Source organism: Horticoccus luteus (genome assembly GCF_019464535.1).
GTDB classification, from domain to species: domain Bacteria; phylum Verrucomicrobiota; class Verrucomicrobiia; order Opitutales; family Opitutaceae; genus Horticoccus; species Horticoccus luteus.
Window position 1 is genome coordinate 1,540,577 of record NZ_CP080507.1, and the last position, 26,400, is coordinate 1,566,976.

Here is a 26,400-nt window from a genome sequence, read left to right on the forward strand (position 1 = left end):
GCGCCGAAAAGCAGGTTGCGCGGGCCGTTGACAGCGGGCGGAGATTTGCGCCTAGCTGGACGTTTACGCCCATGACCGACAAGCGTCTGCCGTTCACCAAGGACCAACTCGAAGCGATCGCCGCCAAAGTGCCGACGCCGTTTCACGTCTATGACGAAGGGGCGATGCGCAAAAATGCGCGGGCGTTTTACGAGGCGTTTTCGTGGGTGCCGGGCGGGTTTGTGAACTATTACGCGGTGAAGGCGCTGCCGAATCCCTATGTGCTGGAGGTGTTGAAGGAGGAAGGGCTGGGCGGCGATTGCTCGTCCTATGCGGAGCTCGTGATGTGCGAAGCGGTAGGGATCACGGGTGAGAAAATCGTGTTCACGTCGAACGACACGCCGGCCGAGGATTATCAAAAAGCGGCGGAGCTCGGCGCGATCATCAATCTCGACGACATCAGCCACATCGCGTTTTTGGAAAAGACGCTGGGCGGGAAGCTGCCGGAGATGCTGTGTTTCCGCTACAACCCGGGACCGTTGAAGGAAGGGAACGCGATCATCGGCAAGCCAGAGGAAGCGAAGTATGGGTTTACGAGGGAGCAGCTTTTCGAGGGCTATCGCCTGCTGCGAGACAAGGGCGTGAAGCGGTTCGGGCTGCACACGATGGTGGCGTCGAACGAGCTCAATGCCGACTATTTCGTGGAGACGGCGCAGATGTTGTTTGACCTCGTGGTGGAGCTGAACCGCGCGCTCGGGATTCGTTTCGAGTTTCTCAACCTCGGTGGCGGCATCGGCATTCCGTATCGGCCGGAGCAGACGGCGGTGGATCTCGCCGCGGTCGGCCAACGCATCAAGGCCGCTTACGAAAAGACGATCGTGGCGAACGGCCTGGGGCCGATCCGCATCGCGATGGAGTGCGGTCGCATGATCACCGGACCGTATGGCTATCTCGTGTCGCGCGTGCTGCACAAAAAGGCGATTTACAAAAACTATCTCGGGCTTGATGCGTGCATGGCGAATCTCATGCGTCCGGGCATGTATGGTTCGTATCACCATATTACGGTGCCGGGGAAGGAGAGCGCGCCGAAGAAGGTTTACGACGTCACCGGTTCGCTCTGCGAAAACAACGACAAGTTTGCCATCGATCGCGAAATCGCGGACGCGGCGATCGGCGATCTGGTCGTGATTCACGACACGGGCGCGCACGGGCACGCGATGGGTTTTAATTACAACGGCAAGCTGCGTTCCGCCGAGGTGCTCTGGCAGGGGGACGGGAAATTCAAAGTCATCCGCCGGGCGGAGACGTTGAACGATCTTTTCGGGACGCTGGATTATCCGGGATTGCGGCGCTGAGCGCGGGGGGCGGGGCGAGTGGACGGGCGATGCGTGGAGGTTGGCGCGGCGCGTGAGCGGGGTGAGGGCACCCCGCCTACATGAAGACAATCGGGCGGGGTTGGACTAGCGGAGGGGAAGGCTAGTTCTGTCCGCGCCGAGGAGCACGACGACGTCGGCGCGGCGGGCGGCGGGGGTGACGTCGAGGCGGGTGAGTTGGCCGTCCTTCAGCTCGCCGTCGATAATCGTGTTGCGGTTGGCGTGGAGGCGGAAGCGGACGTTCCAGCGGTCGGCGGGCCACGCCGGAAAGAGATAGATTTTATCGGCGACGCATTGCAGGAGCATCGTTTGCAGAGCGAGCTCGGTGACGCTCCCGTGGTCCATGTCGGGCAGCCAGTCGAAGTTGGGGCCGAAGAATCCGGGAAAACGCGCGGCGGAGGTTTGGGTCGCGTTTTTGATGACGTCGTCGGTCGCGATGTCGGTCAGCCCGAGGAGCGCGGCTTGGATGGCGTCCTGCCGCCAGCCTCCGGTGTCGGCCACCGTGCGACGGGCGAAGGTCTCGCGGGCGGTCGCGAGCGCGGGGCGGCCGGTGCCGTAGAGGTGAAAGGGAAACACCGGATAAAGTTCGGCGTTTTCGGAATTGCGCGGCACGGCCTCATGAACGGCGGCGGGCAGAATGTGAGGTCGCCCATCCGCGAGACCAATGGGCAGCGGGGGGACGGCGGCGAGAAGTTCGCTCCACGCGCGGCGGTCGGCGGGGTCGATGGACGGGGCGGGCAGCGCGAGCAAATCGCCGAGGACGCTGCGCAGGCCGGCGATGTCGGGCGTAGGATTATCGCAGTCCCACCAGGTTTCGAGGGCTTGGGCGGGCGCGAGATGGAGGTGGCCTTCGGCGTCGCGCGGGTAGTGGGCGGCGAAGAATCCGAGCACGGGTCGCGCGAGCGGCAGGATGGAATCGTGCAGGAAGGCGGCGTCGCCCGTGTTTGCGTAGGTTGCGAGCAGGAGCGCGAGGAGTTCGAGGCCGCCGTTGTAGTGATGACCAATATAGCGGTTCGTGAGTTGGCCGACGGGGAGGTCGGGCGGGCGCTGCCAGCCGTAGTTGTCGTTCAAGTGCGAGCCCCAGAAGTAGAGTGTTTCGGGGAAGAACGCGCCGTCGTGGTTGAACCAGCGGCGGGTGCGAAATTCCGCGAGCGGGAGGGCGTCGAGATACATTTTGACCAGCGGTCGGAGAAAGTCGGTGTCGCCGGCGGCGAGGAGCGTCCAGTAGGGCAGGCGGGTGTTTTGGAACCAATAGGCCCCGCCCCAGCGGCGGTAGTCGGCATCGAAAGGCGCGTTGGACAAATTCCAGTCGGCGGTAAAAAGACTGCCGTTAAATTTGATCGGATAGGCGCCGCGACCGGCGCAGGCGATGAGGTAACGTTGACGGACGTAAGCGGCGGAGACGGCGGCGGCATCGCTTGCGGGTGCGGGGTGACGGGCGGTGACGACGACGTGACTGCGGGACCAGAATTCGCGCCAGTCGTCGGTATGCGCGCGCCAGGCGTCGGCGAGCGCGGTGGTTCGGACGGCGGCGGCTTGCGTGCGAAGAGCGGTGACCCATGACGCAGCGTCGGGCGTTTGCGCGGTGAGAACGTCGACGGTGAGGGCGGCGTGCTTGGCGGGCGCGGCCGAGCGCAGGGTGCGCGGGTCGGGGCGTTGAAAACCCTCGCCGGAGAGCAGGCCGCCGAACGTGCGGTGCAGGAGCGGATCGCGGGAGAGGTTTCTAAAATCGCCGAGACCCTGATGATCGAGCGTGGGAGCCCAGATGGAGGAGTCGTTGCGATGATACCAGAGGACGCCGGCCTCGGGCGCGTCGACCACGGTGTCGGCGGCGGCGAGAAGTGGGGCGGGAGAACCGGTGAAGCCGTAGGCGCTGACTTTTTCGCCGCCGAGTAGTTCGCGAGGGGCGGTGCGCCACGGGTCGAGCGAGGCGGTGACGGCGATGGGTTGTGAGGCGTCTACTTCGACGACGAAACGCGGGTGGTGCGCATCAGCCCAGAGGCGGATGTTGACCTCGCGGTCGCCGGCGGTGGCGCTGACGCGGACGGAGGCGGTGGCGAGATCGAGGGTGGTTTCAAAGTGTGCGGCGGCGGACGCGGGCAGCGCGGGCGTGAGTCTAACGCGCAGGCGACCGAGTTTGATGAGTCGGGAGAGGTGATCCCAGGCGTCGGACTTCGAGAGGTAAAACACGACATCGCCTGAGGGCTCGACCCAGACGTTGGCGGCGAGATCGCCGTTGCCGAGGGGGAGTGAGCCGGCGGACGTCGGACTGGGTGTTTCCCACGTAATGTTGCCGAGGGCGGGCGAGGCGGGGGCAGGCGAAGAACTGGCGGGCAGGGCGGGGCTGATGAAACACAGCGCGAAGAAGCCACAGAGTCCGACGAAGGGGCGACGCATGCGCGAGAGTGTGCGGCGGCGGAGCGTGGCGAACAACGGCAAAGCGCAGCGGACGGTGGACGGTGTGGCGGGGGGTGAGAGCGGAGCGGGAGCGCGCGATCGGGCGGCCGAATCGACGGTGGCGAGGCCCGGCAAAGGCGTCGGGCCCCGGTCGCAAATTGACGCAGCGCGAGGTTGCGCCGGGCAGGGAGAGTCGCTCACGTCACGGCGCATGCGCGTTACTCCTATCAACAGCGCCGAGGCGGTGTTCGAAGCGTTTTTCGATGAGCAACTCAGTGAGTTGTCGCGATGGACCGCCGACGTGCCGGGGGTGAGCGGCTTCAAGCTGACGCAGAGCTGGGCGTTCGTGATCGTCAATTGGGAGCGACCGGCGGCGGACGGGCTGGTGCTGCGGTTGCACCGGCGGTTCGCTCCCGAGCTGGACTGCACGGCGTATGACCGACTCCTGGTGGCGATCAATTTGCCGGAAGACAGCGTTATCACGCTCGCCGCGGAGACGGACGCGGGGCCGCGGCGGCGGGTGGGGACGCCCTGTGGCGCGACGAGGCACGAGGAGTGGCTGGCGTTGGACGGGGCGAGGCGGATCCACGCGCTCACGGTGGAGGTGCGTTCCCCGCGCGCGGCGGCGGGGTCGGCGTGGCTGCTGTGGTTTGGGTTGCAGCACACGGAGCGGCTGACGTTTCACCTCGCGCAGTGGGAAGGGTATGACGAAACGTGGGAAAAATATCTCCAGCCGGCGGAATTTGAACCGACGTTTCAGCCGGCCTACGGGTTGCTGATCGACGCGGAGGAGCTCGACGCGGTGCGGCGGGAGTTTGCGGATTCGGCGGTGACGCGCGAACTGCGGGCGGTGGGAGAAATCGCCCGCGCCGTGCAGCCGGAGAGCATGATCGCGGAGACGATGAATTTTTGGAATTACAACGGCTTCCGGCGCGAGCGGCAGATGGGGTGGATGCTCACGTGGCACGGGGCGTTCGCGGCGCAGGCGAGTGTGATGTGGCGGGACAAGGATCTGGGGCGGAGAGCGGCGCGGTTTGCGCTGAGCATGGCGCATTGCACGTATTGGGAGGACTCGTTTTTCGCGCAGTTGCGCGGGAGCACGTGGGAGCAGCGCGGGTTCGTGCAGGCGACGGCGACGTGGGATTGCGCGGTGATTCTGGATTTGTGCGGCGAGTGGTTTACGCCGCTGGGGCGCGAACTGATTTTGCGCCGGATCGCGACGGAGGCGCACGGCGCGATGAGCCAGGCCTCCTGGTGGTGGGAATACATGTATCACACCAACCAGATCGCGTGGATCACGCCGGCGCGGTTGTATGGTTTGCTGGTGTTGGAGCAGACGATGCCGGCGCGGGGCGAAGGTTTTCCGAAGCCGGCGGCGTCGCGCGTGGCGCCGCACACCGACATCGCGTGGGCGAATCTGCAGGAGAATTTGGAGCACGCGCTGCTGCCCGACGGCGGCTACGTGGAAGGCTCGACGTATTTCACCTGGGTGGCGCGGCAGGCGGTGGTGTCGGCCCTGCTTTATGGTCGCGGTCGCGGAAGGAATGCCCGTGAGCTCGTGCCGCCGGCGCTGCTGCGCACGGAACGGCTCGCGGAGATGCTGCTCTCGACGGACGACGGACAGGACATGTTACTGACGGGGGATGCGATGTTCGCGTTTGGCGAGGCGTTGACGTTTCTCGCGTGGCTCATGCCGCGGTCGCATTGGGTGACGATTTATCGCAAATCCCGCCGGCGTTCGGGAGTGGCACCGTTGTTGATGGCGCTGCGGCTGGATCGAGAGATTCCGGCAGAGGGGCCGGAGCTGGCGCCGTTTCTGGAGATGAAGGACACGGGCATGATGGCGTCGGTGCGACGGCTGGAGGGGGAGTTGGTGAAGCTCTTCATCCTCGGCAACAAAGCGGGCGGCGACCATCAGCATGAGGACAAAGGGAGCTTTGTGCTGGAGTGCGCCGGGGATAGTTTCGCGTTTGATTTCGGGGTGATGGATTACGCGAATCCGGTGACGGAATTGATGAAGCAGGCGCAGCGGCACAACATGCTGACGCCGTGGAGCGAGGACGTGAGACCGAAGCCGGCGAATCCCATTTCTGCGGACGTGAAGCCACAGGGCGGCGGCGATGCGACGGCCTTTCATGCCACGATCGATGCGACGCCGGGCTGGGAGGAATGGTTCACGAAGTGGCAACGCACATGGGATTCACCGACGCCCGACGAGCTGGTGATCACGGACGAGTGGACGGTGGCGAAGGGCGAGGGCGTGGTTTTCCATTGGACGACGCGATTGCCGATGGCGCTGGACGGGCGGAGAGTAACGATCGAAGGGCGGCGCGCGGTGGCGGAACTAACGCTTCCGGACGACGTGGAGGCGGTGGTTGAAGAACTCCCGCTGCTCGATCCGCGGCGGCAGGCGACGGACGATCAACGACGGGAGATGCAGCAGTTCGGGTGGCAACACGCGAGGACGCAACCACGGTTGACGGTCCGGCAGCGCGGGCGAAGCGGCGTGTTGCGCATCGCCGTAAAACTCCGTCTGCGGGCAGTCACCTGAAGGAGTCGATGCGCGGCCCCCGCCAACTCCGCGCACAAAAAGGCCAGCGCGAGGCGCTGGCCAGTTACGGGGAAGGAAAGTGAGATTAGCTCACTGACCGCGGCGTCGCCGGATAAAGACGAAGCCCAGGGCGGAGACGCCGCAAAGTTCGGCATAGGTGGCCGGCTCCGGCACGGCTGGCGACGTGGGGGTGCTGCGAATGGAATCGAGAAGCACGGTGCCACCTCCGGACGTGAAATATTGGTCATGCACCGCAATCGTCCAATCGGTCGTGGCGTTCGATGGCGTGAAGGTGCCGGACAGACCGCCGGTAAAATCGGTGAACGTCGCCGACGTATTTGAGAACTGGACGACGTAGCTGGCGGTGGTGGCGTCGATGGCCATCGTTGAAAAGGTCACCACCAAACCGCTCAGGGCGCTCGTGTCGGACCAGTTCCATGAGGCCAGGGTCTGGCCGTTCGCCCAGATTGACGCCGTGGTGGCGGGGTTCGTCATGTGGTCGCGGTAAAAGACGGAAACCCCAAAGCCAGCTCCCGGGAGGAAGTGATTATCGCCGTCATAATTCGGCCGGTAGCCGATCACAAATCGGTCGAGGCTGTTGCCGCTTTCGATATTGATCGAACCGAAGGTGAACTGCGTGGTCGTCCATTGGCCAACTTGAAAAGGGTTAAGCGTGTCGTTGCTTTGGATGACCACGGTATTGCCGTCGTTGCCCGTGTTGAAATTCGCAAATCCTCCCGATTCGGAGGGTGCGGCCGTGCCGGGAAGACTGAACCCCGAGCCGGTGCCGTGGGTGTTCGTGCTAATGGAACCATCATCGAAATTATCGATGATCGTGGTCTGAGCCAAGCCCGTGGAAACGAGCGAAAAACCGCAAAGAGCGGCGATGGTGAGGATTTTCATTTAGGTAATGCTAAGGTGAAAACCCCTGCAGAGATGTGAGACTGCCCGATCGGTGTCAATTTCGACCATTCGCGGACGCGTTTGCCAACAAGACGCAGGCTTACGAGGTGCTCCGTGGCGAGGCGGAGAGCGCGCGCTGGGCCGCAGTCAATTCTTACGCGTGGAGACTTCGACGACGTCGTGGGGGGCGGCTTCTTTTTGGCCGGCAGGGCTGACGCGGATGTAACGGGCGTGGTCACGTAGCGCGGCAAGGTTGGCGGCGCCGAGGTAACCCATGCCGCTTTGCACTCCGCCAATGAGGACGCCAAGCACGTCGTCGACGGAGCCGGAGACTTCCTTGAGCGCCTCAATGCCTTCGGCGGCGACCTTGCGGGTGGCGTCGTTTTTGTCGTGGCCGTAGCGGGCGGCGCTGCCGGCTTTCATGGCGGCGAGGGAGCCCATGCCGCGGTATTGTTTATAAAGTTTGCCGCTGATTTCCATGATTTCGCCGGGGGCTTCGCGGCAGCCGGCGAGGAGGCTGCCGCAAATCACGGCGTCGGCGAGGGTGAGGGCTTTGACGATGTCGCCGGACTTGGTGATGCCGCCGTCGGCGATGATGCGCACGCCGCGGGCGGCGGCGGAGCGGGAGGCGACGTAGAGGGCGGTGAGTTGCGGAATGCCGACGCCGGCGACGATTCGCGTGGTGCAGATGGAGCCGGGGCCCTGGCCGATCTTGATGGCGTTGGCGCCGCGCTCGGCGAGAAACTCCACGCCAGCGCCGCTGGTGACATTGCCGGCGATGATGGTGAGGTCGGGAAAGGCATCGCGGACGAGGCGCACCATGTCGCCCACGCCGGACGTGTGGGCGTGCGCCGTGGAGATGGCGACGGCGTCGATCTGTTCCTCGACGAGGTGGCCGACGTGCGTGAGGATTTTGTCGCGATCGAGCGCGCCGGAGGGAAGACGGACGGGGGAGAGCGCGGCGCCGACGACGAGGCGAAACTGGGCATCGCGCGCGGGTTTGCGGCGGGCCTTGGTTTCGCTGTTGATTTTCTCGACGTCGGAAATGGTGACGAGGCCGCGGAGGCGGTCGTCGCGATCGACGACGAGCATTTTGTTGATGCCGACGTGCGCGTCGAAGAAACGGTCGGCAGCTTTGATGGGGTCGGCGCCGAGCGTGGAGTCGAGTTCGGTGATGAGCGCACTGCGGGGCGTCATCACATCGGCGACGCGTTTCGATTTGTAACGGTCTTTGACGACGTTGCCGGAAAGGAGGCCGGCGAGGCGGCCGTCGGAATCGACGACGGGAAACGTGCTGAACGAAAAACGTTTCTGTTCAATGATGGCGAGGACGTCGCCGATGAGCACGTCGGAGGTGACGGTGATGGGATCCTGGATGAGGCCGTGGATGTGACGCTTCACGCGGGCGACTTCCTTCACCTGGTCCTTCGGCGGCATGTTGTAGTGGATGAGGCCGAGGCCGCCGTTGAGCGCCATGGCGATGGCCATGCGGGACTCGGTGACCGTGTCCATGTCGGCCGAGATGACGGGAATCTGGAGCCGGAGTGAATCGCTCAGGGTCGTGGCGGTGTCGGCCTGTTTGGGCAGAATCTCGGAGTGGAGCGTCGCGAGGGAGACGTCGTCAAACGTCAGGGCGATCGGTCGGCTGGCGGGAAAAAACGCGTCGGCGGCGAGATAGAAATCCGCATCCAGGGCGGTGGCGTTCGTGGCAACCTTGGTCATGATTGCCGCTATCGCAGTAAGCCGGAGGAAGGAAAGCGCAACGGTTTTTCTGCGGCTGAAATTGGTTCAAAACCGTTGATAACTGTTGATAACTGTTGTCCGTGAGCAGTGCGGAGCGATCCGCAGTTAACCACGAATGGACACGAAAAAACACGAATGTGAGCGGGGAGAAAGTTATCGCCTGGCGTGGCGGCGGTATCGGTTGCCGATGCGCGTGTCGGTGCGGACGGCGCATGGCGTGTGGGCGGAGCGCGAGGGCGTGATTGTGCGGTTGGAGGATGACGCGGGGAATGTCGGCTATGGCGAGGCGGCGCCGATTCCGTGGTTTGGGACGGAGACGGTGGAGGACATCGAGGCGGGTTGCGCCGCGCTCGGCGAACGTGTGACGCGAGAAACGTTGGGCGCGTTGCCGGTGCGTCTGGGGTGTTTGCGCGGGGCGCTGGCGGCGGCGAGGGCGGCGGACGCCGACGGGATGAAGCATGATTACCTGCGGGTGGCGGCGTTGCTACCGGCGGGTGAGGCGGCGCGGGCGGTGCTGGTGGAGCAAGCGGAGGCGGGTTTTCGTGTATTCAAATGGAAGGTCGGCGTGGCGGACGCGCGGGCGGAAATGGGGCAGCTCGACGAACTTTGCGGCGAAATGCCGGAGGGCGCGCGGCTGCGGCTCGACGCGAATGGCGCGTGGGACCGGCGCACGGCGGAGCGGTGGCTGGCTTTGTGCGCGGAGCGGCCGGTGGAATTTGTGGAGCAGCCGTGTTTCGCGGCGGCGGGCGAAGGCGAGACGGCGCAACGGCGCGCGGAGGATGCGTTGCGCGGGCTGGCGGAAGATTATCCGACGCCGATCGCACTCGACGAATCGCTCGTGGGCGCGGGCGATGTGGCGCGGTGGCTGGGCGCGGGGTGGCGCGGCGTGTTTGTGGTGAAGCCGTCGCTACTCGGCGAGGTGCGGAAGGCGTTGGACGCCTTGTCGGCGGCGAAGGCGAGCGTGGTGTTTTCGTCGGCACTGGAAACGGCGGTGGGCGCGCGAATGGCGCTGGAGTGCGCGTTTCGCTGGGAAGGCGAGGCGCGGGCGTTGGGGTTCGGAGTGTGGCCGTTGTTTGCGGACCGGCGGTTCGACGGGCCGCCGGCGGCGCCGTTTATGCGGGCGGAGGATGTGGCGCGTTTAAATCCGGAGACGATATGGAACGCGTTGAGCTAGCGCGGCGGCTCGGGGCGGAGCCGCACGGAGAGAACGAACCGGCGGTGATCGAGGGCGGATCAGCCGGGCACGCGGCGGAATTCATGGCGGCTTTGGCGCGCGCGGTGGCGGGGCGCGGCAGCGTGTTTTTGGCGGATCCGGCGTGGAAGGAGGCGGAGCGAGCGGTGCTGGCGGAAGTCGTGGCGGCGGCGCGGGAGGCGTCGGCGGGCGAGCGCGGCTGGCTGATGATTCCGAGCGGCGGGACGACGGGCCGGGTGAAATTTGCGCGGCATGATGCGGCGACGCTCGCGGCGGCGGCGCGGGGATTTGCCGGGCATTTTTCGGTGCCGGCGGTGAACGCGATCAACATCCTGCCGCTGCATCATGTGAGCGGATTGATGCCGTGGATGCGTTGCGTGGTGACGGGCGGAAAGCATGTCGTGGGCGACTGGAAGCGTATCGAGGCGGGGGAGTTTCCGGACGTGCCGGCGGGCGGCGCGTGGTTTTTGTCGCTCGTGCCGACGCAGTTGCAACGCCTGCTGGGCTCGGCGCGCGCGGTGGAGTGGTTGCGGAAGTTTCGCGCGGTGTGCGTCGGCGGCGGACCGGCGTGGGCGGCGTTGCTGGAGCAGGGCGCGGATGCGCGGCTGCCGCTGGCGGTGAGTTATGGAATGACGGAGACGGCGGCGATGGTGACGGCGCTGCGGCCGGAGGAATTTCTGGCGGGCGGGCGAAATTGCGGCGCGGCGCTGCCTCATGCGCGCGTGACCATCGGCGCGGAGGGCGGCGTGAGCGTGGCGGGGGAGTCGTTGTTTCGCGGCTACTTTCCGGCGTGGCGCGAGGCGCGGGCGGCGTGGGTGACGGGCGACGTCGGAGAACTGGACGCGCGTGGACGGCTGCGGATTTTCGGGCGGCGCGACGCGGTGATCATCACGGGCGGAAAAAAGGTGGATCCGGCGGACGTGGAGGCGGCGTTGCGGGCGACGGGCGAATTTGAGGACGTGGCCGTGGTGGCGGCGGACGACGCGGACTGGGGGCAGGCGGTGGTCGCGTGTTATCCGGCGGAAGAGCGCGGGCGGGCGCCGGATTGGGAGCGCGTGCGGGAGCGGTTGAGCGAAACGTTGCCGGCGTTCAAGCGGCCGAAACGTTACGTGGCGCTGGCAGCGTGGCCGCGCAATGCGCAGGGGAAATTAAACCGGGCAACGCTGATGAGAGCGATCGCGGCGGCGGGGGCGAACGGCGTCAGCGGGGAGCGTTGATCCAGGCGGCGAGGGCGGGAGGGAGCGGGGCGCGTTCGCGGAGAGTGGGATTGGTGCAGACGTGTTCGGTGCGCACGCGGGCGGCGAGTTTCTCGGGGCGGCGCAGGCGCCAGAGCTCGTAGTCGATCGCGTAGGCGTTTTCGGAGAGCGGCGTGGGCGCGAGGGTGATGCGAAGTTTGTCGCCGCATTCGAGCGGGCGGAGGTAGTCGGCGGCGCTTTTGCTGACGGGAACGACGAGGCCGGTGGCGCGGAAGAACGTGTTGAGTTCGAGGCCGGCGGCGGCGAGGGCTTCTTCGTAGGCTTCGTGGCAGATGGAAAGGTAGTTCGCGAAATAGACGACGCCGGCGGCGTCGGTGTCGGCGAAGCGCACGGTGCGGAGATACGCGAAGGGCATGGGCGTCATTTTCGTTTTCGCTTTTAAGTTTTCGACTTAATTTCCTGCGTGATGACCAAAAACGAGATCGCCGAGATTTTGGACGAAATCGGGATGCTGCTGGAATTGCAGGGGGAGAATCCGTTCAAGGTGCGCGCCTACGTGGCGGGGGCGCGGGCGGTGGAGGCGATGGAAGGCGCGGACCTGGCGCGGCTGGTCGAGGCGGGGGAGTTGAAATCGGTGAAGGGCATCGGCGATGCGCTGGCGTTGAAAATCGCGGAGCTGCACACGACGGGGCGGCTGGGATTTTACGAGAAGCTCAAGGCGTCGATTGCGCCGGGGTTGTTGGAGTTGCGGGAGATTCCGGGCGTGGGGCCGAAGAAAGTGCGGGCATTGCACACGCAGCTCGGGGTGAACTCGATCGCGGACCTGATCGCGGCGTGCAACGACGGGCGCGTGGCGGAGCTGGCGGGGTTTGGGGCGAAGACGCAGGAGAAAATTCTCGCGGGGATTCGGAATCGCGAGGCTTACGGGCGGCGGCATTTGTGGTGGGATGCGGCGGAGGTGGCGGAGCCGATCGTCGCCGGGTTGCGGGCGTTGCCGCAGGTGCGGCGCGCGGAAGCGGCGGGGAGTTTGCGGCGCGGGCTGGAGACGGTGGGCGATCTGGATTTTATTGTCGCGGCGTCCGACGTGGGGCCGGTGATGGACTGGTTCACGGGACTGGCGGGGGTGAAGGAGATCACGGGGCGCGGCGAGACGAAGGCGAGTGTGCGTTTCGAGAGCGGCTTGCAGGCGGATTTGCGCATCGTGCCGGAGGAGCAGTTCGCGTTTGCGCTGCATCATTTCACGGGTTCGAAGGATCATAATGTGCAGATGCGGCAGCGCGCGCTGGCGCGGGGCTTGAGCCTGAGCGAGTGGGGTCTCGTGCCCGCGGAGGGCGAAGGGACGGTGAAGGCGAAGGTCGAGGCGGGCGACGCGCTGCGCAAGAAAGTGGCGGGGGTGAAAACCGAGGCGGAGCTTTTTGCGGCGTTGGGTCTGGCGTTCATTCCGCCGGAGTTGCGCGAAGGGATGGGCGAGATCGAGGCGGCGGAGCGGGGGGAATTGCCGCGACTGGTGGAGGCGGGAGATTTGCGCGGGGCGTTTCACAATCACACGACCGCGTCGGACGGGCGCAACACGCTGATTGAAATGGTGGCGGCGGCGGAGGCGTTGGGCTGGGAATACCTCGGGATCGCGGACCACTCGAAGTCGAGTTTTCAAGCGAACGGGTTGAGCGAGGAGCGGCTGCTGATGCAGGTGGCGGAGATCAGGAAATTAAACGAAAGCGGACGGTTCAAGGCGCAGGCGTTTTCCGGCGTGGAGTGCGATATTCTGCCGGACGGGCGGCTGGACTTCGATGACGCGACGCTTGCGCAGCTCGATTACGTGGTGGCGTCGGTGCACAACGTTTTTTCACAGAGCGAAGCGGTGATGACGGCGCGGATTTTGAAGGCAATCGAGCATCCGCGGACGACGATGCTGGGGCACCTGACGGGGCGGTTGTTGCTGCGGCGCGAAGGGTATCAGGTGGACGCGGCGAAAGTGATCGATGCGGCGATCGCGCATGGCGTGGTCATCGAGTTGAACGCGAGTCCGTGGCGGTTGGAGCTGGATTGGCGGTTGTGGAAAAAAGCGGCGGAGCGCGGGCTGCTGTGCGCGATCAATCCCGATGCCCACGAGACGGCGGGCCTGGAGCACGTGCGGGCAGGCGTGCTGGCGGCGCGCAAGGGATGGTTGCAGCGCGAGCAAATCCTGAACACGCGGCCGCGCGCGGACGTGGCGGCGTATTTCGCGGCGCGGCGGGGGCGTTAACGCGAGAAGGCTTTGAGGCCGGCAACGCCGACGACGATCAGGGCGATGCAGAGGAGGCGGATGGGGGAGGCGCTTTCGTCGTAAAGAATGATCCCGGCGATGGCGGTGCCGACGGCGCCGATGCCGGTCCAGACGGCGTAGGCGGTGCCGATGGGGAGTCCGCGTGCAGCGAGGGCGAGGAGAAACATGCTCGCGCCCATCGCCGAAACCACGAAGACGGACGGCCACAGGCGCGTGAAGCCGTGGGCGGATTTCAGGGCGGACGCCCACACGATTTCGAGCGCGGCGGCGATGAAGAGAAGCGTCCAGTGCATCGCGGGGTTGTTGGCAGCGCGCAGCCGGACGCGCGAGCGCGAATGGAAACGTTGTGCGGGCGGCTGAGCGCGGGCACAAAAAAGCGCGGACCGAGTGGGCCGCGCGGGTGAGTCGCGTTTACTCCGCCGGGCGGCGGTATTGAAACCGCCAGACCATGCGGAACATCCACAGGGCGAGCCAGAAAACGCCGGTCAGGCAGAGAGCGGTCAACGCGCCCCAGAGCGTGATCATCTTCGGATCGCTCGACGGGACGTGCGCCTTCATCACCCAGAACATGAAGGCGAAAAAGGCGGCAACCAATATGATGTCCACGACAACGGTGACGGCGGACGCGTGTTTTTCCTTTGGCGATGTCTGCTCCATGATTGTCCGCAGAAAGAGAGTTAGAACGGGGTGGTTGTCCACGGAAAATTCTCGTGGCAGGGCCGCGGGCGGGCGCCCTAGGGCGCAGGCTTCGGGATGGCGCTCGTGAGAATTTCGGGTGCACCGGTGGTGACGAGCACGTTGTCCTCGATCCGGACGCCACCGAGCGCGAGGTGCGGCGTGACGGCGTCCCAGTTGACGCAATCGTGAAAGCGTTGCCGGCGCGCGGGATCGTTGAGGAGCGCGGGGATGAAATAGAGGCCAGGCTCGACGGTGACGACGTAGCCGGGCTGGAGCGGCAGATCGAGGCGCAGGCTGCGAAGACCGGCGCGGGGATCTTTGGCGCGGCCGGGGGCTTGCCCGCTGCCATCGCGAACGCCGAGGCCGACGAGATGGCCGAGGCCGTGCGGAAAGAATAGCGTGTGCGCCTCCTGCTCGACGAGCGATTCCGCGGAGCCGCGCATGAGACCAAGCTGCACGAGACCGTCGACCATCTCGACAGCGGCGGCGAGATGGACGGCTTTCCACTCGGCGCCCGCCACGCAACGGGCGATGGCGTTTTGTTCGGTCGAAAGCACGATGGCATAGAGGTCGCGTTGGAAAGGCGTCGCCTGGCCGACAACGTAGGTCCGGGTGACGTCGGCCATGTAGCGATCGATTTCCGCGCCGGCATCGACGAGCACAAACTCGCCGTCGCGCGCTGCGCGCTCTGACGGATCGAAATGGAGGATCGCGGCGTGCGGCCCAGTGCCAACGATCGTGCCGTAGCCCGGGCGGCGACCGCCTGCGCGAGCGAAACCGCACTCGAGTTCCACTTGCAGAGCCCGTTCGGTGACGCCCGGGCGCAGAGCGGCCACCAGGGCGGAAAATCCGTGTGCGGTGGCGTCGGCCGCGCGCCGGATGAGCGCGATCTCGGTGGAATCTTTGGCGCGGCGGGCGTGGACGAAGCGAGTCCGGGCGGCGGCGGAAGCGGCCGCGTCGGCGGCGAGGCCGGCACGCGGGACGGGGGCGCCGAAAGTCAGCACGGGGCGACCGGCACGGCTGGCGAGCCACTCGTCGAGCTGGGCGAGCGGCGTGCCGGGCGGCTGTTCGCGCCCTTCCCAGACGCGTTCGGCTTCGGTGACTTCGGGAACGAAACTGATCCAGCCGGAGGTTTCACCATCGCGCGGATCGAGCGCGACGACGCCGCCGGGGCATTCGAGAGCGGCGAGATAATAGTAGTCGGCGTGGGCGCGGAAGGGGTAAGTCTGGTCGCTGTTTTCGGGGAGCGGGATGGGTTCGCCGGCGCCGACGAGGAGAAGCTCGTCGTGGAGATCGAGGGCGCGGGCGACGCGGGCCCGGCGTTCGTCGAGGTAGGGCATGGGTGCGTTGTCCCACGGCGGTGCGGAGGCGTCAAAACGCAAAGGTGCGGGTGTGCCGAGCGGGCGACGGCGGACGGTCGCACGCGCAAGCGAGGCGCGAACCAAGGCCGGGAATGCGAAGGGTCGCGCGATGCGCCGGGCGCGGGCTCAAGGGGATTTGTGCCGGTGCTCGGGCGGCACGATGACGACGGGGCAGGGCGCGCCTTTGACGACGCCGTTGGCGGTGGTTCCGACGAGAAGATCGTAGAGGGCGGTGTGGCCGTGGGAGCCCATGACGATATACGCCGCATGGGAGGCGCGCGCCTGTTCGAGAATCAGGCTGACCGGCGCGCCGGTGCGGTGCACGATTTCGATGTCCGCGCCGGTGGCGGTGAATTTTTTCTGCCAGGCGGCGAGCTGTTTGCCGGCGGCGCGCTCGCTGACGGTGACGATCTCCGCAATGTTTTCCATCATGACGCCGTATTCGGTATTGATGACTGGCGGCTGCACGATGTGGAGGAAAACGACACGGCCCGAAAACGCCCGGGCGAGCTTGACGGCGGCTTCGGCCACCCGCTCGCTGACGGCGGAAAAATCGAGGGGCGCAAGGATGGTTGTCATGCCATGAGTTTAGCGTCGGCGGGAAAAAGTGACAGGCGAAAAAGGCGGCGCGGCGGGCAAGGGGATTTGTCATAACAGCGAGGCCGCACAAAGTGACAGCTTGCCAGCGCCGCAATAGAATCAACGCTGACGTGAATGAACAGCAGCGGCCGCCCGGTAAAGATCTACGACACCACATTGCGTGATGGCACGCAAGGAGAAGGGATCAGTTTTTCAGTGACGGACAAGCTGTTGATCACGCAGCGGCTGGATGCATTTGGCGTGGATTACATCGAGGGAGGATTCCCTGGGTCCAACCCGCGCGACATCGCGTATTTCAACGAGGCGCGCGGGCTGAAATTGCAGCATGCGCGGCTGGCGGCCTTTGGATCGACGCGGCGCGCGGGGGTGAAGGCGAGCGAGGATGCGCAATTGCGCACGCTGCTGGACAGCGGCATGCCGGTGATGACGATTGTGGGCAAGACGTGGCAGTTGCACGTGACGGAAATCCTGCGCACGACGCCGGAGGAGAATCTCGCGATGATCGAGGACAGCGTGGCCTACCTCGTGGCGCAGGGGCGCGAAGTCGTTTACGACGCGGAGCACTTTTTCGACGGCTTCAAGAGCGATCCGGATTATGCGTTTCGGGTGCTGTCCGCGGCGCTGCGCGGCGGGGCCGGCCATGTGACGTTGTGCGATACGAACGGCGGCACGATGGTGGACGATTTTCAGCGGATTGTGGCGCAGGTCGTGGGCGAATTTGGCGGCGACAAGGTGGGGTTGCATTGCCACAACGACAGCGGGCTCGGGGTGGCGCTTTCGCTGGCGGGAATCACGGCCGGCGCCTCCATGGTGCAGGGCACGGTGAACGGTTACGGCGAACGCACGGGCAACACCAATCTCACGACGGTGCTGCCGAATCTGTTTCTCAAGATGGGCTGCACGGCGTCGTGTGCGGGAAATCTGGGGGAGTTGCGGGAGTTATCGTTGTTTTTTGATGAGCTGGCGAACCTGCGGCCGGACACGAAAGCACCGTATGTGGGGCTGTCGGCGTTTGCGCACAAAGGCGGACTGCATGCGAATGCGGCGCAAAAAGTGAAGAACAGCTATGAGCACATCGATCCGGCGCTGGTGGGAAACCAGACACGGGTGTTGGTCTCCGACATGGCGGGGCGCAGCAGCGTGGCGATGAAGGCGAAGGAATTGGGCTATGCGCTGGAAGAGAAATCGGCGGAAATGAAACAGCTGATCGAGGAGCTGAAGGAACTGGAGTTTCGCGGCTACGAATTCGAGGCGGCGGATGCGTCGTTAAAGCTGCTGATCGCGAAGGCGCTGGGAGTGCACCGGCCGTTTTATGTGTTGGAAGGCTATCGCGTGATGATCGAGCGGCACGAGGGCGAGCTGTTCGCGGAGGCGACGGTGAAGGTGATGGTGAACGGGCAGCCGCTGCATACGGTGGCGGAATGCACCGGGCCGGTCGGGGCGCTGGACAAGGCCTTGCGGCTGGCGCTCGAGGGCATTTATCCGGAGCTGAAGGAAATGGAGCTGCGCGATTACAAGGTCCGCATTCTTGAGAGCCGTTCGGGTGCCAACAGTCGGACGCGCGTGCTCATCGAATCCGGCGACGCGCGCGCGGTGTGGGGAACGGTGGGCGTGAGCGACAATATCGTCGACGCGTCGGCCGAAGCGCTGACCGATGCAATTAATTTCAAATTGATGCTCAGCCGCGGCGGCGCGAAGTGAGTCGGCGGCGGCGCGGGCGGTCGCCGGCGGGCGGATTTGGGCGCGAGCGACAGGACGCTCGCGGCCGAACGACAACGGGGCGGTGAGGGTGCGCGCAGAGAGGTTCGCGAGGGCAACGGCCCTGAAGCGAAAAACGCCCAAGCGGCGGGCGGTGGTGTCAGCGCGGCGGGCGCGCAATTTTTCCGGCGCCGTGAGGTTTCCAGTGAGGAATGAGAATCGGGCAAATCAGCGCGAAATAGCCTGAATGAGCACGTAGGTCAGGCAGTTACGGAAAATCAGCGCGCCTCGCCGCGGGTTTGGAACGAATCGGCGCGATTCGGCCATTTTCCCGAAGGTTTGAGAATCACAGCGGCATTTCTGCCTGGCCGGCAGCCGCGTTGCAAGCGGCCTCCCGCGCCCTTGCACGGGCCGTGCGATCACGGAGGCTCGCACGCTTCACTTGGGCGACTTCACCGGCCCTGTCGGCCAGCAATTCCGTCAGCGACGGTCTGCGCTGGCGCGCCTCGGCCGTGATCCCGAGGCCGGCGAGCACCGCGCCGAAGGACTGCGCGCCGTCGTCCGCGCCCGTGCGACGGGCGTGAGCTTGGATTTCCTCGGCGTGGGCGCCGACGTAGCGGCCGACCGCCGCCCGGAAATAAGGCCAGAAATCGTCGATCTTCCCGGCACGCTGCGCGGCAGCGAGCGGCGCGAGCATCCCCCGGACGTGCTTCGCGAGGGCATCGCCATCGAGCAGCCAGCCGCGCCCGCGGAGTTGCTTCGCGAGGCCGGTGATCTCGGCCGCGCACTGCCGGACGAGCTTCGACCGGCGCACCGGGTCGGCCGGCCATTGCAGCGCCTTCTGCAACGTGCTGACGAGCCAGCGATCCCACGCGAGCAGGCGCTCGGCAGGATCGATCCCCGCACGCTCGCACATCCAACGTTCATCGGCCTCGGCTTGGTCGCGGCGCTGGTCGTCCCGCTCGTCGAGATATTGGCCGAGAATATCCATGGCTACAGCCCCACCGGAGCGCGCCGGAAATAGATGCGGTCGGTCCGGATCACCTTGGCCAGCATGTCGCGCGCTTGGCTGCGCCGGGCGACGCGATAGCGGTGATACTCCTCGGCCGTGCAGTCGGCCAGGAGCTTGTAACCGGGCGAGCCGGGGTAACTGATCACCACATCGCTGGCCGACGCCATTTCGCGGACGAGCCGGTCATTCCACCGCGTGGCCTCGCAAATCTCGCGCGCCGTCATCCAGCCCTTGCCGCGCAGGAACTCCACCAGCGCGCTCGCATCGATCGCCTCCGGCTGCGCCGGGCGAAACGTGAGGTCGAGCTGCTCCGCGGAGGTCATCGCTCAAAACGGGTTGTCGCCCTCCGGCGGCTTGCGTTCAGCCCATTGCACACGGCTGGCGATCGCGGCCTGTTTCTCGGCGTGGTCATACGACTGCTTGATGATGTCCTTCACCCGCTCCGGCGTGTGCATCTGCCGGCAGCGCCGCTCCAGCACGCCGATCAATTTCGGTATCTGCTCGTCCGTGAGTCTCTCGATTTCGTCGCTGGCGAAAAGGTTGCGGGCAATGCCCCTCAGATAACTCGACTCACGCCCGACATCGACGCCGATATGCAGGCTGAGGAAATGCATTCGAGCCGTCAATTTCACGAGCCGGAGGCGCGCCTGCTCGATCTGCCCGAGTTGCGCGTCGAGATCGCCCGGCGCGCTCTCCGCTAGGAGCGCCCCGAGGACATCGTCAAATTCCTTCTGCGTGAAGTCTCTCGACGAGCACGCGCGCCCGATGGTGCGGCGGTGCAGTTCGTAACGAGTGGCGTCATCGGCGGGCAGGCCACGCGCTGCGCGGGCTTTCATCCAGGCAGCGACGTGCACACGATATTTTTTGAGCTGGGGGGCGGTCATTTGATTATTTCCACCACGTAGGCGGAGGGAGTGTCGTCGGGATCGGTGATCCGTTGAGGCCCGCCGAAGCGCTCCGCGAACGCCACGGCCTCGAAAAGCTGAAATCCCTTGTGGTGACGCTGCTCCAAACGGAGAAGCTCCGCCTCTGCCTGCTCACGCGACGACTGGAAAACGCTCGGCCGGTTTTCGGGCGGGATAAACTGGCCGTGCAAAGCGTCACCGCCCCACTCAGTGGCGATGATCACCCAGCGCTTTGTTGTCGGAGACGTTTCGTCCATGATCAGAGGGTCGGTGGCGGCGCGTTGCGCAAGCGGTAGGTGTTCGCGGAACGATCGAACTCGAAGTCGTAGCGCAGGCGGTCGCGCATGAATTCCATGTCGCGCACTACGGTTTTACGGGCTACCTCGAAGCGCTGGGTCAGCCGCGTCGAATTGAACAGCACCCCGCGGCGCAGCAGGTCCGCGATGTGCATCATCCGCTCGATCGCGGGACGCTGGTTAGGCGTCGCCGTGTGCCAGCCGTTGACGGCAAAGTAGGTTTTGCGCTCGCCGGGAGTCATTGCGGTGAAGCATTCCTCCGCGCGATGGCGAGATCATGCTGCAGTTGCGCGACCTTGTGCAGGAGACCGTCGAACTCTTCAGCAACCGCCCTGGCGCGCGCGGCCCTTTCCTGGTCGTCGGCCGAAGCGATCGACATGCGGATCGTGCCTTTGCCCAGCGTGGCGAGCGCCCGCTTCGATTTGATCAGCCGCCGCGCATGCAGGGCCAGCAGTCCACGCACGTTGACATCGACATGGACGAGCACGATCTCCGCACCGGCGTCGACAAAGTGCATGCCGAGATTGGTGAAGACCGGAGATTTTTTCCCCTGCGGCGTCATGACTTTAGGAACACGAGCCAGTGCGTACGGGCGGTCGTGCCGCACCGTTGACCGAAGAGCGGCTTCTCCGGAGTGAGAGCGAGCACGGTCGCGACCGGCACGCGGTGCTCATTCCATTTGAAGATCAGCGTTCCGCGCGGGGCCAAGACCCGGAAGCACTCTGCGAAGCCGGCGCGGATTTCCTCGCGCCAGTCCGCTTTCAGCGTCCCGTATTTTTTGGCGGTCCATCCGTTGGGACCGGCGAAAGTGTGAGGCGGATCGAACACCACGAGTGTGAATGTCGCGGACGCGAACGGAAGTGCCTTGAAGTCGGCGAGCACGTCAGGGTTCACGACGATTTCGCGACGTCCCTCGCGCGTGTCAGCGGCGCACGTCTCGCGGCGCTTGTCCACGAAGAGCGCGCGGCCATCAGCTTTATCGAACCAAAACATTTTAGAGCCGCAGCAGGCGTCGAGCACTGTAGGCCCGTCTGGGATAGGGTTGGGCATCATGGCCGCGTGATTTTCTCCAGGACGAAGTCGCGCTCGGCGGCGGTCGTGAACTCAGTCGCGCCCGTGGGCATCGCGATCGGATGGAAGACGCCCGTGTTGATGCTCTGCACTTCGATGGTGTTACCCGCGCCTGCCCGCACCGCGTGGCCTTCGCGCCGCGCGATCTCGCGCACGAGCGCGATCCACTCGGGCATGAGCGAGGCGGCGGTGACGGGTGGCGGGAGCGATTTCATGAGTGCTGCTTTACCGCATCGCCCATCCGCTTGATTTGTTCGCTTGTGAGGCCGCCGACCTCCGAACTGTCATCGCGCTGATCCGCAGCGTCGCGATAAATGGTCCATGCCGGGCCTCTGCCGGTGGTCTCTGCGCGCACAAGGCGCACCGGTTGGCCGTGCACGTTGCTGCCGAGATCATACTCAATGCGGGAGGGGGTCATGACGCCTTCGCCTCCGTGCTCGACTGCTCCTTCGGTTCGACGAAGAAGGTTTCGGCCTGATCGACACGACAACCCACGGCGGCCAGCTGTTCGGCGTCGAGTTGCTGCTTGAGCGCGTCTTTGTCTGGCTCACGCCGCATGCGGATGAAAGTCAGCAGATGCCGCGCATCGAGCACCTCGACCACCTTCTCCCAAGTCCAGGAGCGATTGAGCAGCTTCAACGTGGGCTGGCCCAAACGAAAGCCGAAGAACGCGAGCGCCGTCTCCGCGCTCTTGGCTTTGCCTGGCAAGAGTTCGTCCCGATGCTCTTCAGCGTATTTCTCGACCAGGAGCGTGAGGGCTTCGACGCGGGCGCCGGCCTCGCGCACGCCCGGTTCCCATTCGGCGCGGACAGCTTGGATCTTTTCGTCACGTCGCGCTTCGAGTTTGCGGAGGGCGACAGTGGTGCGCGCGAGGTCGTCGACGCAGCGATCAAACTCGATGCGCGACGAGAGGGATGGTGCTTTGAGGCGGGAATTTTTAGTCATGGGTGTGGCGTGAGTTGGGGGTGAACATAGAGAACGAGGCGGCGAGCTCTTCGAGCTGCGCGGTCCACAGGGTGTGTTGCGCTGCGCGGGCGCGCATGTGTTCGGCGCCGGGGATGAGGTCGTTCCGCAGAAGGACGACGGCGGCGCTGTCGCACGATTCGACTTCGGCCTGGTGGTGCGTGATCAACGCGCGGAGATCGTCGATTGTCATGGCAGGAGGCCGGCGACGTAGCCGGCGAGCGTCGCAGCGGAGAAAAAGCCGAGCACGAACCACACGCTGCAACGGTGGTGCAGCCGCACACCCACCTGCCGCCGCGTTGTGTGCGTAAGGCCCGAGAGCGGCGCGGGACCGCGCGTGGCGGGATAGTGTTTCACGCGGCACCGCCTTTCGCGCCGCACGGGCGCGGCGCGCGGGGAAGTTCGGCCCAGGCGTGGACGTCTTTTGCAGGGTGGCCCGTCGCAAACTGCCAGGCTCCACGGACGCAAAAGCCCTCGCTTGCCTCATGTTCCCCGCGGCAGGCGATCAGCACGTCGCGGAGGGGTTCGGGTAGGCGCACGCGCGCGTCGATCCAGATGAGCGTCGACGAACCGACGGTGTCCGTTTCGTCCCACGCATCGGTGATCGCGCTGAAGGCCGCGTAGACTTCAGCCGACTCTTCGCGACCGTCGACGGCGAGGCACGCGCGCAGGGGCACATCATTGCGATCGCGTGCGACGACGGCCAGCGACGCGGCGCCGGTATTTTGGAGTGTCGCGAATAAGTCCGCGACGCAGGGATTTTCGGTGCTCATGCCGCCCTCCCTTCCGCCTTGTCCCAGCCTGTCTTCGGCGGGAGGGCTTGCTGCGCGATGGCGAAGTGCGCGACGATGAAATCGCGCCACGCAGGCTGGTCGCGCTGCTCGTCGGCGGCCAGCTCGTGCGCCATGCGGATGCGCTCCATGATGGCGGTGAGTCCTTCTTCCTCGCAGAGCTGCTTGAGCGCCGCCCAGGGCGTGTCGGCGAGGCCGCTGCCGAGGACGATCTGGTCGTGCCGCTCGGCCCACTCGAAGCCGTAGCCTTCGACGATCACCCGCACGTCTTCGACGAGCGGCTTGCTGCCGAGGTTCACGCGCAGCACACCGCGGCGGAAGATCTGCATCAGCTCGCGCTTGCGCTCCTTCGCGACCATGTCGTAACCCAGCTCCGTGAACGTGAGCACGAGGCCGAATTTCTTCGCGTCCCACAGCCGGCGAATCTGCTCCATGCACGCGAAGAACGAGCCCTTGCGATAGACGTTGGCGAGGAGATGCACCTCGTCGAGGATCAGCACCATGTCGCTCGTGAGCCCGGCCTTGATGCGCTTGATCAGCTCCGGGGTGTTGGCGTTGGGGCTGATGCCGAGCTTCACGGCGATCGCCTGGAGGAGACCCTTCAGGCCGTTCACCGCCTCGACTTCGACCAGGATCGTCTTCCCGTGGTTGAAATCGATCGTGTTCTGGAGGCAGGCCTCGGTCTTCCCGAGCTGCGAGCCGCCGAAAATCATCACGGGCCGGCCGCTCTTCCGCGCCTGCTCGATCGCCCAGTAGACGCGCTTCGCCGTGGCGGTGTGAAAGAAACGCTTGGCACCCATCTTCGCGCGGGAGATTTCGAGCTTACGGAAGGCGCGGATCGCCTTCACGAGCTTCTCCGGCGCGTCCATCAGCCGGCCCGTCTCCGGGTGTTTGTATTTCCCGGAGTAGAGCTTGTAGATCGTGTTGGTGTTGTAGCCGACGCGATCGCAGAACGACGCGAAGTCGATCGAATGCTCCTGGTCGATGCACCAGGTGAACGCCCAGACGAGGAGTTCCTTGGCCTCGGGCTCCATGTATTGGATGTTCGCCCGGAGCGTGTCCAAGGAGAAGCGCCAGGAGGCGCGGACCGTGTTGCCCTGGTTTGCGAGCGCGCGCTCGACGGCTTGGGCGTTCTCGCCTGGCGTCGAGATTGGTGCGGGGATTTGGGGTTGTGCGCCCTCGGGCGCGGGGGTATCGGGATGTGCTGGCATGATCGTTTCCTGATTACTGGTTGGGTTTCGGTTTTGCTCGGGCCGCAGCGTTCGCGCGCTGCGGCCCTCTGCGTTAAAAGAGCTTCGTCGCGTCGAGTTCCTGGGCGCCCTGCAGGGCCGCTGCACGGCGGTTGCTGGTCTCCTGCCGGTGCGCGTCGGCCGCGATCGCGGTGGCGAGGCTGCCGCCGGCCGCGGCGTGCTGTGGCTGCGCGCCGGGCGTCGCCTGAGCGAGCTGGGCGGTGATGCCGGCGCGCTTGCCGCCGTTCTGCGCGACGGTCGTGGCGCCCCAGGCGGCGAGCTTCGCGTCGTTCTCGGCGATCATCAGGGCGAGAGCCTTGTCTGCCTCGCCGTGGCGGGCGCGGACCGGCGCGAGCACGCACTTCGTGATCAGCCGCGTGATCTCGCCCTGCTCGATGGCGATCGCCTCGCGGTCGCGGATATCGACCGCGCCGCGGCGGCGGACCTTGTCGACGAGGCGGCCGTCCGGGAGCGTCACCCAGAGTTGGTTCGGCTGCGCGGGGTCGAAGTAGCCGAGCAGCGCCGTGCCCTCGGGCAACGCCATCGCCTTCGAGTCGGCGTCGGCGAAGGTGTAGCCCTCGCCGAGGTGCGTGAACGTGATGCGGTGGTTCTCCAGCTTGCACTGCTTGGGCGTGAGGAGGAGGAGCGCGAGCACGTGCTCGGCGGGCTTCACGAAGGCGACGCCTTCGGTGATGCGGGCAAACTTCTCCAGGGGCGACTCCCGGCGCGGCACGGGCACGAGCGCCGTGATCTGCTCGCGCGTGAGAGCCTGGGCGGCGGCCAGCGTGATGGCGCCGGAGCCATCGGGCAGCGCGTAATCGCAGACCTCGCGGAAGCCTTCCATCCCGTGCCGGTCGCGCCGCTCCAGATAGTCGAACACGCGGTGATACGCCGTGAGCGCGTCGTCGAACATCCAGAACCCGGTGTGCAGCTCCGCCTGCTGCTCGGGCGTGAGTGCCTCGATCGCGAGGAGTTTCTCGGCGTAGAGGAGCTTCGCCTCCAGGTCGCCGGGGCGCAGGTCGTAGGTCGCGCCGATCTGGCCGGCGAAGGCGCCCGCGTGATTCCACGCGATGTTGAACGTGCTTTCGATCCAGCCCTTTTCGTAGGGCTTGCCGCCGCGCTCCACGAAGCCGTTGGGCAGCACCTTGTCGGCGAGGAGGCCGGTGCGCGCGACCTGCACGCCGAGGAGTGCCTGGAGCATCGCGGCGACGTCGTCGGTGATCGCGGCGGCGGCGTTTTCGCAGAGAATGGTCACGCCGTAGTCGCGCGGCAGGCCGAACTCGGTGAAGATCGAGAAGAGCAGGCCCTGCACGTCGGCGCGGGTGATCGCGATCTTCTTGCCGTCCTCATCCTTGAACCGCGGCTTGAGGCCGAGGCCGACGCGGCGGCGCGTGGCGACATCGAGCGCGAGCAGGCCCACGCACTCGCAGATTTCGTAGCGGCCGGTGCGCGGGTTGCGCGCCTGGACGAGGATATCCGTGCGGAAGTCGTCGATCGTGATCAGCTCCATGAAGCGGAGCTGGCTCGTGTCGCGGATGAGATGAGGGAGGTAACGCTTAGCCGCGTGGAAGCCGCGCCGGGCGAGCCGCCGCTCCGCCTTCGACGACTGCTTCGTGTAGAGGTTGCTTTGCGACCACCCGCGCGGGAAGAAGCCGAAGGGATAACGCTCGGGCGTGTCGCGCTCCGGGTATTGCGTGGCGAAGTATTCGCGCCACGTCCCGTAGCCGGCGATGGCTTCACCGGCCGCCCACTCCGCCTTGATTTGCATCATGACCGCCCGCGCCGGGTTCTCGCGCTTGTTTTGCTCGACGCGGCGGCGGAAGAACTCGACGAATGCCGCGGGCACCGCCTCCGGCCCCTTCCACCGCGGGATGAGCACGCGCCAGTCGCGTGTCTTCGTGTAGGCGTAGTAGAGCGTCTTCAGGTTGCTCGCGCTAAACCCGCGACCCGGATGCTCCAAGGCGAGCCGGTAGCACGTGGCGACGACGCCGTCGGTCGACGAGCGGATATCGTCGAACATCGAGATCAACGCCGCGATGCGCTGCCGCTGCTCCTCCGTCGTCTTGTTGTGAAACTCCTCGTGGTGGGCGAGTGGCACGATGGCGGCCACGGCGGCCGGAATCGACGACCCGGCCGGGCTGGCCAGCGAAAGAGCGGAAGAATCGGCGGAAGGCATGGCGGTGTCGTTGGGTGTTG

General features: G+C 65.7%; 29 protein-coding genes. 6 read left to right on the forward strand and 23 right to left on the reverse strand.

Annotated elements, in window-relative coordinates:
* Positions 1-71: 71 nt before the first annotated feature.
* Complete coding sequence (locus tag K0B96_RS06365; RefSeq protein ID WP_220165125.1) at positions 72-1,334, forward strand: diaminopimelate decarboxylase family protein; 1,263 nt, start codon at positions 72-74, stop codon at positions 1,332-1,334.
* Positions 1,335-1,439: 105 nt separating this feature from the next.
* Here K0B96_RS06365 and K0B96_RS06370 read toward each other — a convergent pair whose 3' ends face one another.
* The gene (locus tag K0B96_RS06370) at positions 1,440-3,749 is read right to left on the reverse strand and encodes a DUF5703 domain-containing protein (RefSeq protein WP_220165127.1); all 2,310 of its coding nucleotides are present in this window, start codon (positions 3,747-3,749) and stop codon (positions 1,440-1,442) included.
* Between the two features lie 211 nt (positions 3,750-3,960).
* Here K0B96_RS06370 and K0B96_RS06375 point away from each other — a divergent pair, with 211 nt between their 5' ends.
* The gene (locus K0B96_RS06375; protein ID WP_220165129.1) at positions 3,961-6,300 is read left to right on the forward strand and encodes a heparinase II/III domain-containing protein; all 2,340 of its coding nucleotides are present in this window, start codon (positions 3,961-3,963) and stop codon (positions 6,298-6,300) included.
* 90 nt (positions 6,301-6,390) lie between these two features.
* Here K0B96_RS06375 and K0B96_RS06380 read toward each other — a convergent pair whose 3' ends face one another.
* Together K0B96_RS06380 and guaB are read right to left on the reverse strand one after the other, a co-directional pair.
* Positions 6,391-7,203, reverse strand: coding sequence for a PEP-CTERM sorting domain-containing protein (locus K0B96_RS06380; protein WP_220165132.1), 813 nt, complete (start codon positions 7,201-7,203; stop codon positions 6,391-6,393).
* A 147-nt stretch (positions 7,204-7,350) separates the two neighbouring features.
* Positions 7,351-8,925 (reverse strand): IMP dehydrogenase, encoded by a 1,575-nt coding sequence (guaB, locus tag K0B96_RS06385; protein WP_220165134.1) that lies wholly within the window; start codon positions 8,923-8,925, stop codon positions 7,351-7,353.
* A 136-nt stretch (positions 8,926-9,061) separates the two neighbouring features.
* On the opposite strand from guaB, the gene K0B96_RS06390 reads away from it, so the two are divergent.
* Both K0B96_RS06390 and K0B96_RS06395 read left to right on the forward strand, forming a co-directional pair.
* Positions 9,062-10,120, forward strand: coding sequence for an o-succinylbenzoate synthase (locus K0B96_RS06390; protein WP_220165136.1), 1,059 nt, complete (start codon positions 9,062-9,064; stop codon positions 10,118-10,120).
* Positions 10,102-11,355 (forward strand): AMP-binding protein, encoded by a 1,254-nt coding sequence (locus tag K0B96_RS06395; protein ID WP_220165138.1) that lies wholly within the window; start codon positions 10,102-10,104, stop codon positions 11,353-11,355. The genes K0B96_RS06390 and K0B96_RS06395 overlap by 19 nt, the downstream gene beginning before the upstream one ends.
* Here K0B96_RS06395 and K0B96_RS06400 read toward each other — a convergent pair.
* Positions 11,339-11,749, reverse strand: coding sequence for an acyl-CoA thioesterase (locus tag K0B96_RS06400; protein WP_220165140.1), 411 nt, complete (start codon positions 11,747-11,749; stop codon positions 11,339-11,341). The genes K0B96_RS06395 and K0B96_RS06400 overlap by 17 nt on opposite strands.
* Positions 11,750-11,800: 51 nt before the next feature.
* Here K0B96_RS06400 and polX point away from each other — a divergent pair, with 51 nt between their 5' ends.
* Positions 11,801-13,579, forward strand: coding sequence for a DNA polymerase/3'-5' exonuclease PolX (gene polX, locus K0B96_RS06405; protein WP_220165149.1), 1,779 nt, complete (start codon positions 11,801-11,803; stop codon positions 13,577-13,579).
* Here polX and sugE read toward each other — a convergent pair.
* The 4 genes from sugE to K0B96_RS06425 form a co-directional block, all read right to left on the reverse strand.
* Positions 13,576-13,893, reverse strand: a complete 318-nt coding sequence (gene sugE, locus K0B96_RS06410; protein WP_220165152.1) for a quaternary ammonium compound efflux SMR transporter SugE — start codon at positions 13,891-13,893, stop codon at positions 13,576-13,578. The genes polX and sugE overlap by 4 nt on opposite strands.
* A 118-nt stretch (positions 13,894-14,011) precedes the next feature.
* The gene (locus K0B96_RS06415; protein ID WP_255558870.1) at positions 14,012-14,299 is read right to left on the reverse strand and encodes a hypothetical protein; all 288 of its coding nucleotides are present in this window, start codon (positions 14,297-14,299) and stop codon (positions 14,012-14,014) included.
* A gap of 35 nt (positions 14,300-14,334) precedes the next feature.
* Entirely contained in the window at positions 14,335-15,618 is a 1,284-nt protein-coding gene (locus tag K0B96_RS06420) for an aminopeptidase P N-terminal domain-containing protein (protein WP_220165154.1), read from the reverse strand.
* Between the two features lie 147 nt (positions 15,619-15,765).
* Positions 15,766-16,218: a universal stress protein gene (locus K0B96_RS06425; protein ID WP_220165156.1), complete on the reverse strand. Its 453-nt coding sequence runs from the start codon at positions 16,216-16,218 to the stop codon at positions 15,766-15,768.
* Between the two features lie 135 nt (positions 16,219-16,353).
* Here K0B96_RS06425 and cimA point away from each other — a divergent pair, with 135 nt between their 5' ends.
* Positions 16,354-17,940: a citramalate synthase gene (cimA, locus tag K0B96_RS06430; RefSeq protein ID WP_220165158.1), complete on the forward strand. Its 1,587-nt coding sequence runs from the start codon at positions 16,354-16,356 to the stop codon at positions 17,938-17,940.
* Between the two features lie 343 nt (positions 17,941-18,283).
* Here cimA and K0B96_RS06435 read toward each other — a convergent pair whose 3' ends face one another.
* From K0B96_RS06435 to K0B96_RS06505, 15 genes are all read right to left on the reverse strand, one after another.
* Positions 18,284-18,928 carry a hypothetical protein gene (locus K0B96_RS06435; protein WP_220165160.1) on the reverse strand — a complete coding sequence of 215 codons (645 nt, stop codon included), beginning with the start codon at positions 18,926-18,928 and terminating at the stop codon, positions 18,284-18,286.
* A gap of 2 nt (positions 18,929-18,930) precedes the next feature.
* Entirely contained in the window at positions 18,931-19,272 is a 342-nt protein-coding gene (locus tag K0B96_RS06440; protein WP_220165162.1) for a hypothetical protein, read from the reverse strand.
* Between the two features lie 3 nt (positions 19,273-19,275).
* A complete protein-coding gene (locus K0B96_RS06445) occupies positions 19,276-19,833 on the reverse strand; it encodes a hypothetical protein (RefSeq protein ID WP_220165164.1) in 558 nt (185 codons plus the stop codon).
* A complete protein-coding gene (locus tag K0B96_RS06450) occupies positions 19,830-20,111 on the reverse strand; it encodes a hypothetical protein (RefSeq protein ID WP_220165166.1) in 282 nt (93 codons plus the stop codon). Before K0B96_RS06450 ends, K0B96_RS06445 begins: the two co-directional genes overlap by 4 nt.
* A 2-nt stretch (positions 20,112-20,113) precedes the next feature.
* Positions 20,114-20,392: a hypothetical protein gene (locus tag K0B96_RS06455; protein ID WP_220165168.1), complete on the reverse strand. Its 279-nt coding sequence runs from the start codon at positions 20,390-20,392 to the stop codon at positions 20,114-20,116.
* Positions 20,389-20,712, reverse strand: coding sequence for a hypothetical protein (locus tag K0B96_RS06460; RefSeq protein ID WP_220165170.1), 324 nt, complete (start codon positions 20,710-20,712; stop codon positions 20,389-20,391). Before K0B96_RS06460 ends, K0B96_RS06455 begins: the two co-directional genes overlap by 4 nt.
* Positions 20,709-21,143, reverse strand: coding sequence for a class I SAM-dependent methyltransferase (locus K0B96_RS06465; protein ID WP_255558871.1), 435 nt, complete (start codon positions 21,141-21,143; stop codon positions 20,709-20,711). The genes K0B96_RS06460 and K0B96_RS06465 overlap by 4 nt, the downstream gene beginning before the upstream one ends.
* Before the next feature lie 56 nt (positions 21,144-21,199).
* The gene (locus tag K0B96_RS06470; protein WP_220165172.1) at positions 21,200-21,436 is read right to left on the reverse strand and encodes a hypothetical protein; all 237 of its coding nucleotides are present in this window, start codon (positions 21,434-21,436) and stop codon (positions 21,200-21,202) included.
* Positions 21,433-21,639 carry a hypothetical protein gene (locus tag K0B96_RS06475; protein ID WP_220165174.1) on the reverse strand — a complete coding sequence of 69 codons (207 nt, stop codon included), beginning with the start codon at positions 21,637-21,639 and terminating at the stop codon, positions 21,433-21,435. The genes K0B96_RS06470 and K0B96_RS06475 overlap by 4 nt, the downstream gene beginning before the upstream one ends.
* Positions 21,636-22,166 (reverse strand): host-nuclease inhibitor Gam family protein, encoded by a 531-nt coding sequence (locus K0B96_RS06480; RefSeq protein ID WP_220165176.1) that lies wholly within the window; start codon positions 22,164-22,166, stop codon positions 21,636-21,638. Before K0B96_RS06480 ends, K0B96_RS06475 begins: the two co-directional genes overlap by 4 nt.
* Positions 22,159-22,377, reverse strand: a complete 219-nt coding sequence (locus K0B96_RS06485; RefSeq protein WP_220165179.1) for a hypothetical protein — start codon at positions 22,375-22,377, stop codon at positions 22,159-22,161. The genes K0B96_RS06480 and K0B96_RS06485 overlap by 8 nt, the downstream gene beginning before the upstream one ends.
* Positions 22,374-22,541: a hypothetical protein gene (locus tag K0B96_RS06490; protein ID WP_220165181.1), complete on the reverse strand. Its 168-nt coding sequence runs from the start codon at positions 22,539-22,541 to the stop codon at positions 22,374-22,376. Before K0B96_RS06490 ends, K0B96_RS06485 begins: the two co-directional genes overlap by 4 nt.
* The gene (locus K0B96_RS06495; protein WP_220165182.1) at positions 22,538-22,957 is read right to left on the reverse strand and encodes a hypothetical protein; all 420 of its coding nucleotides are present in this window, start codon (positions 22,955-22,957) and stop codon (positions 22,538-22,540) included. Before K0B96_RS06495 ends, K0B96_RS06490 begins: the two co-directional genes overlap by 4 nt.
* The gene (locus tag K0B96_RS06500; RefSeq protein WP_220165184.1) at positions 22,954-24,186 is read right to left on the reverse strand and encodes an ATP-binding protein; all 1,233 of its coding nucleotides are present in this window, start codon (positions 24,184-24,186) and stop codon (positions 22,954-22,956) included. The genes K0B96_RS06495 and K0B96_RS06500 overlap by 4 nt, the downstream gene beginning before the upstream one ends.
* Before the next feature lie 73 nt (positions 24,187-24,259).
* On the reverse strand, positions 24,260-26,380 hold the full coding sequence (locus K0B96_RS06505) for a hypothetical protein (RefSeq protein ID WP_220165185.1): 2,121 nt from the start codon (positions 26,378-26,380) through the stop codon (positions 24,260-24,262).
* Positions 26,381-26,400 lie beyond the last annotated feature (20 nt).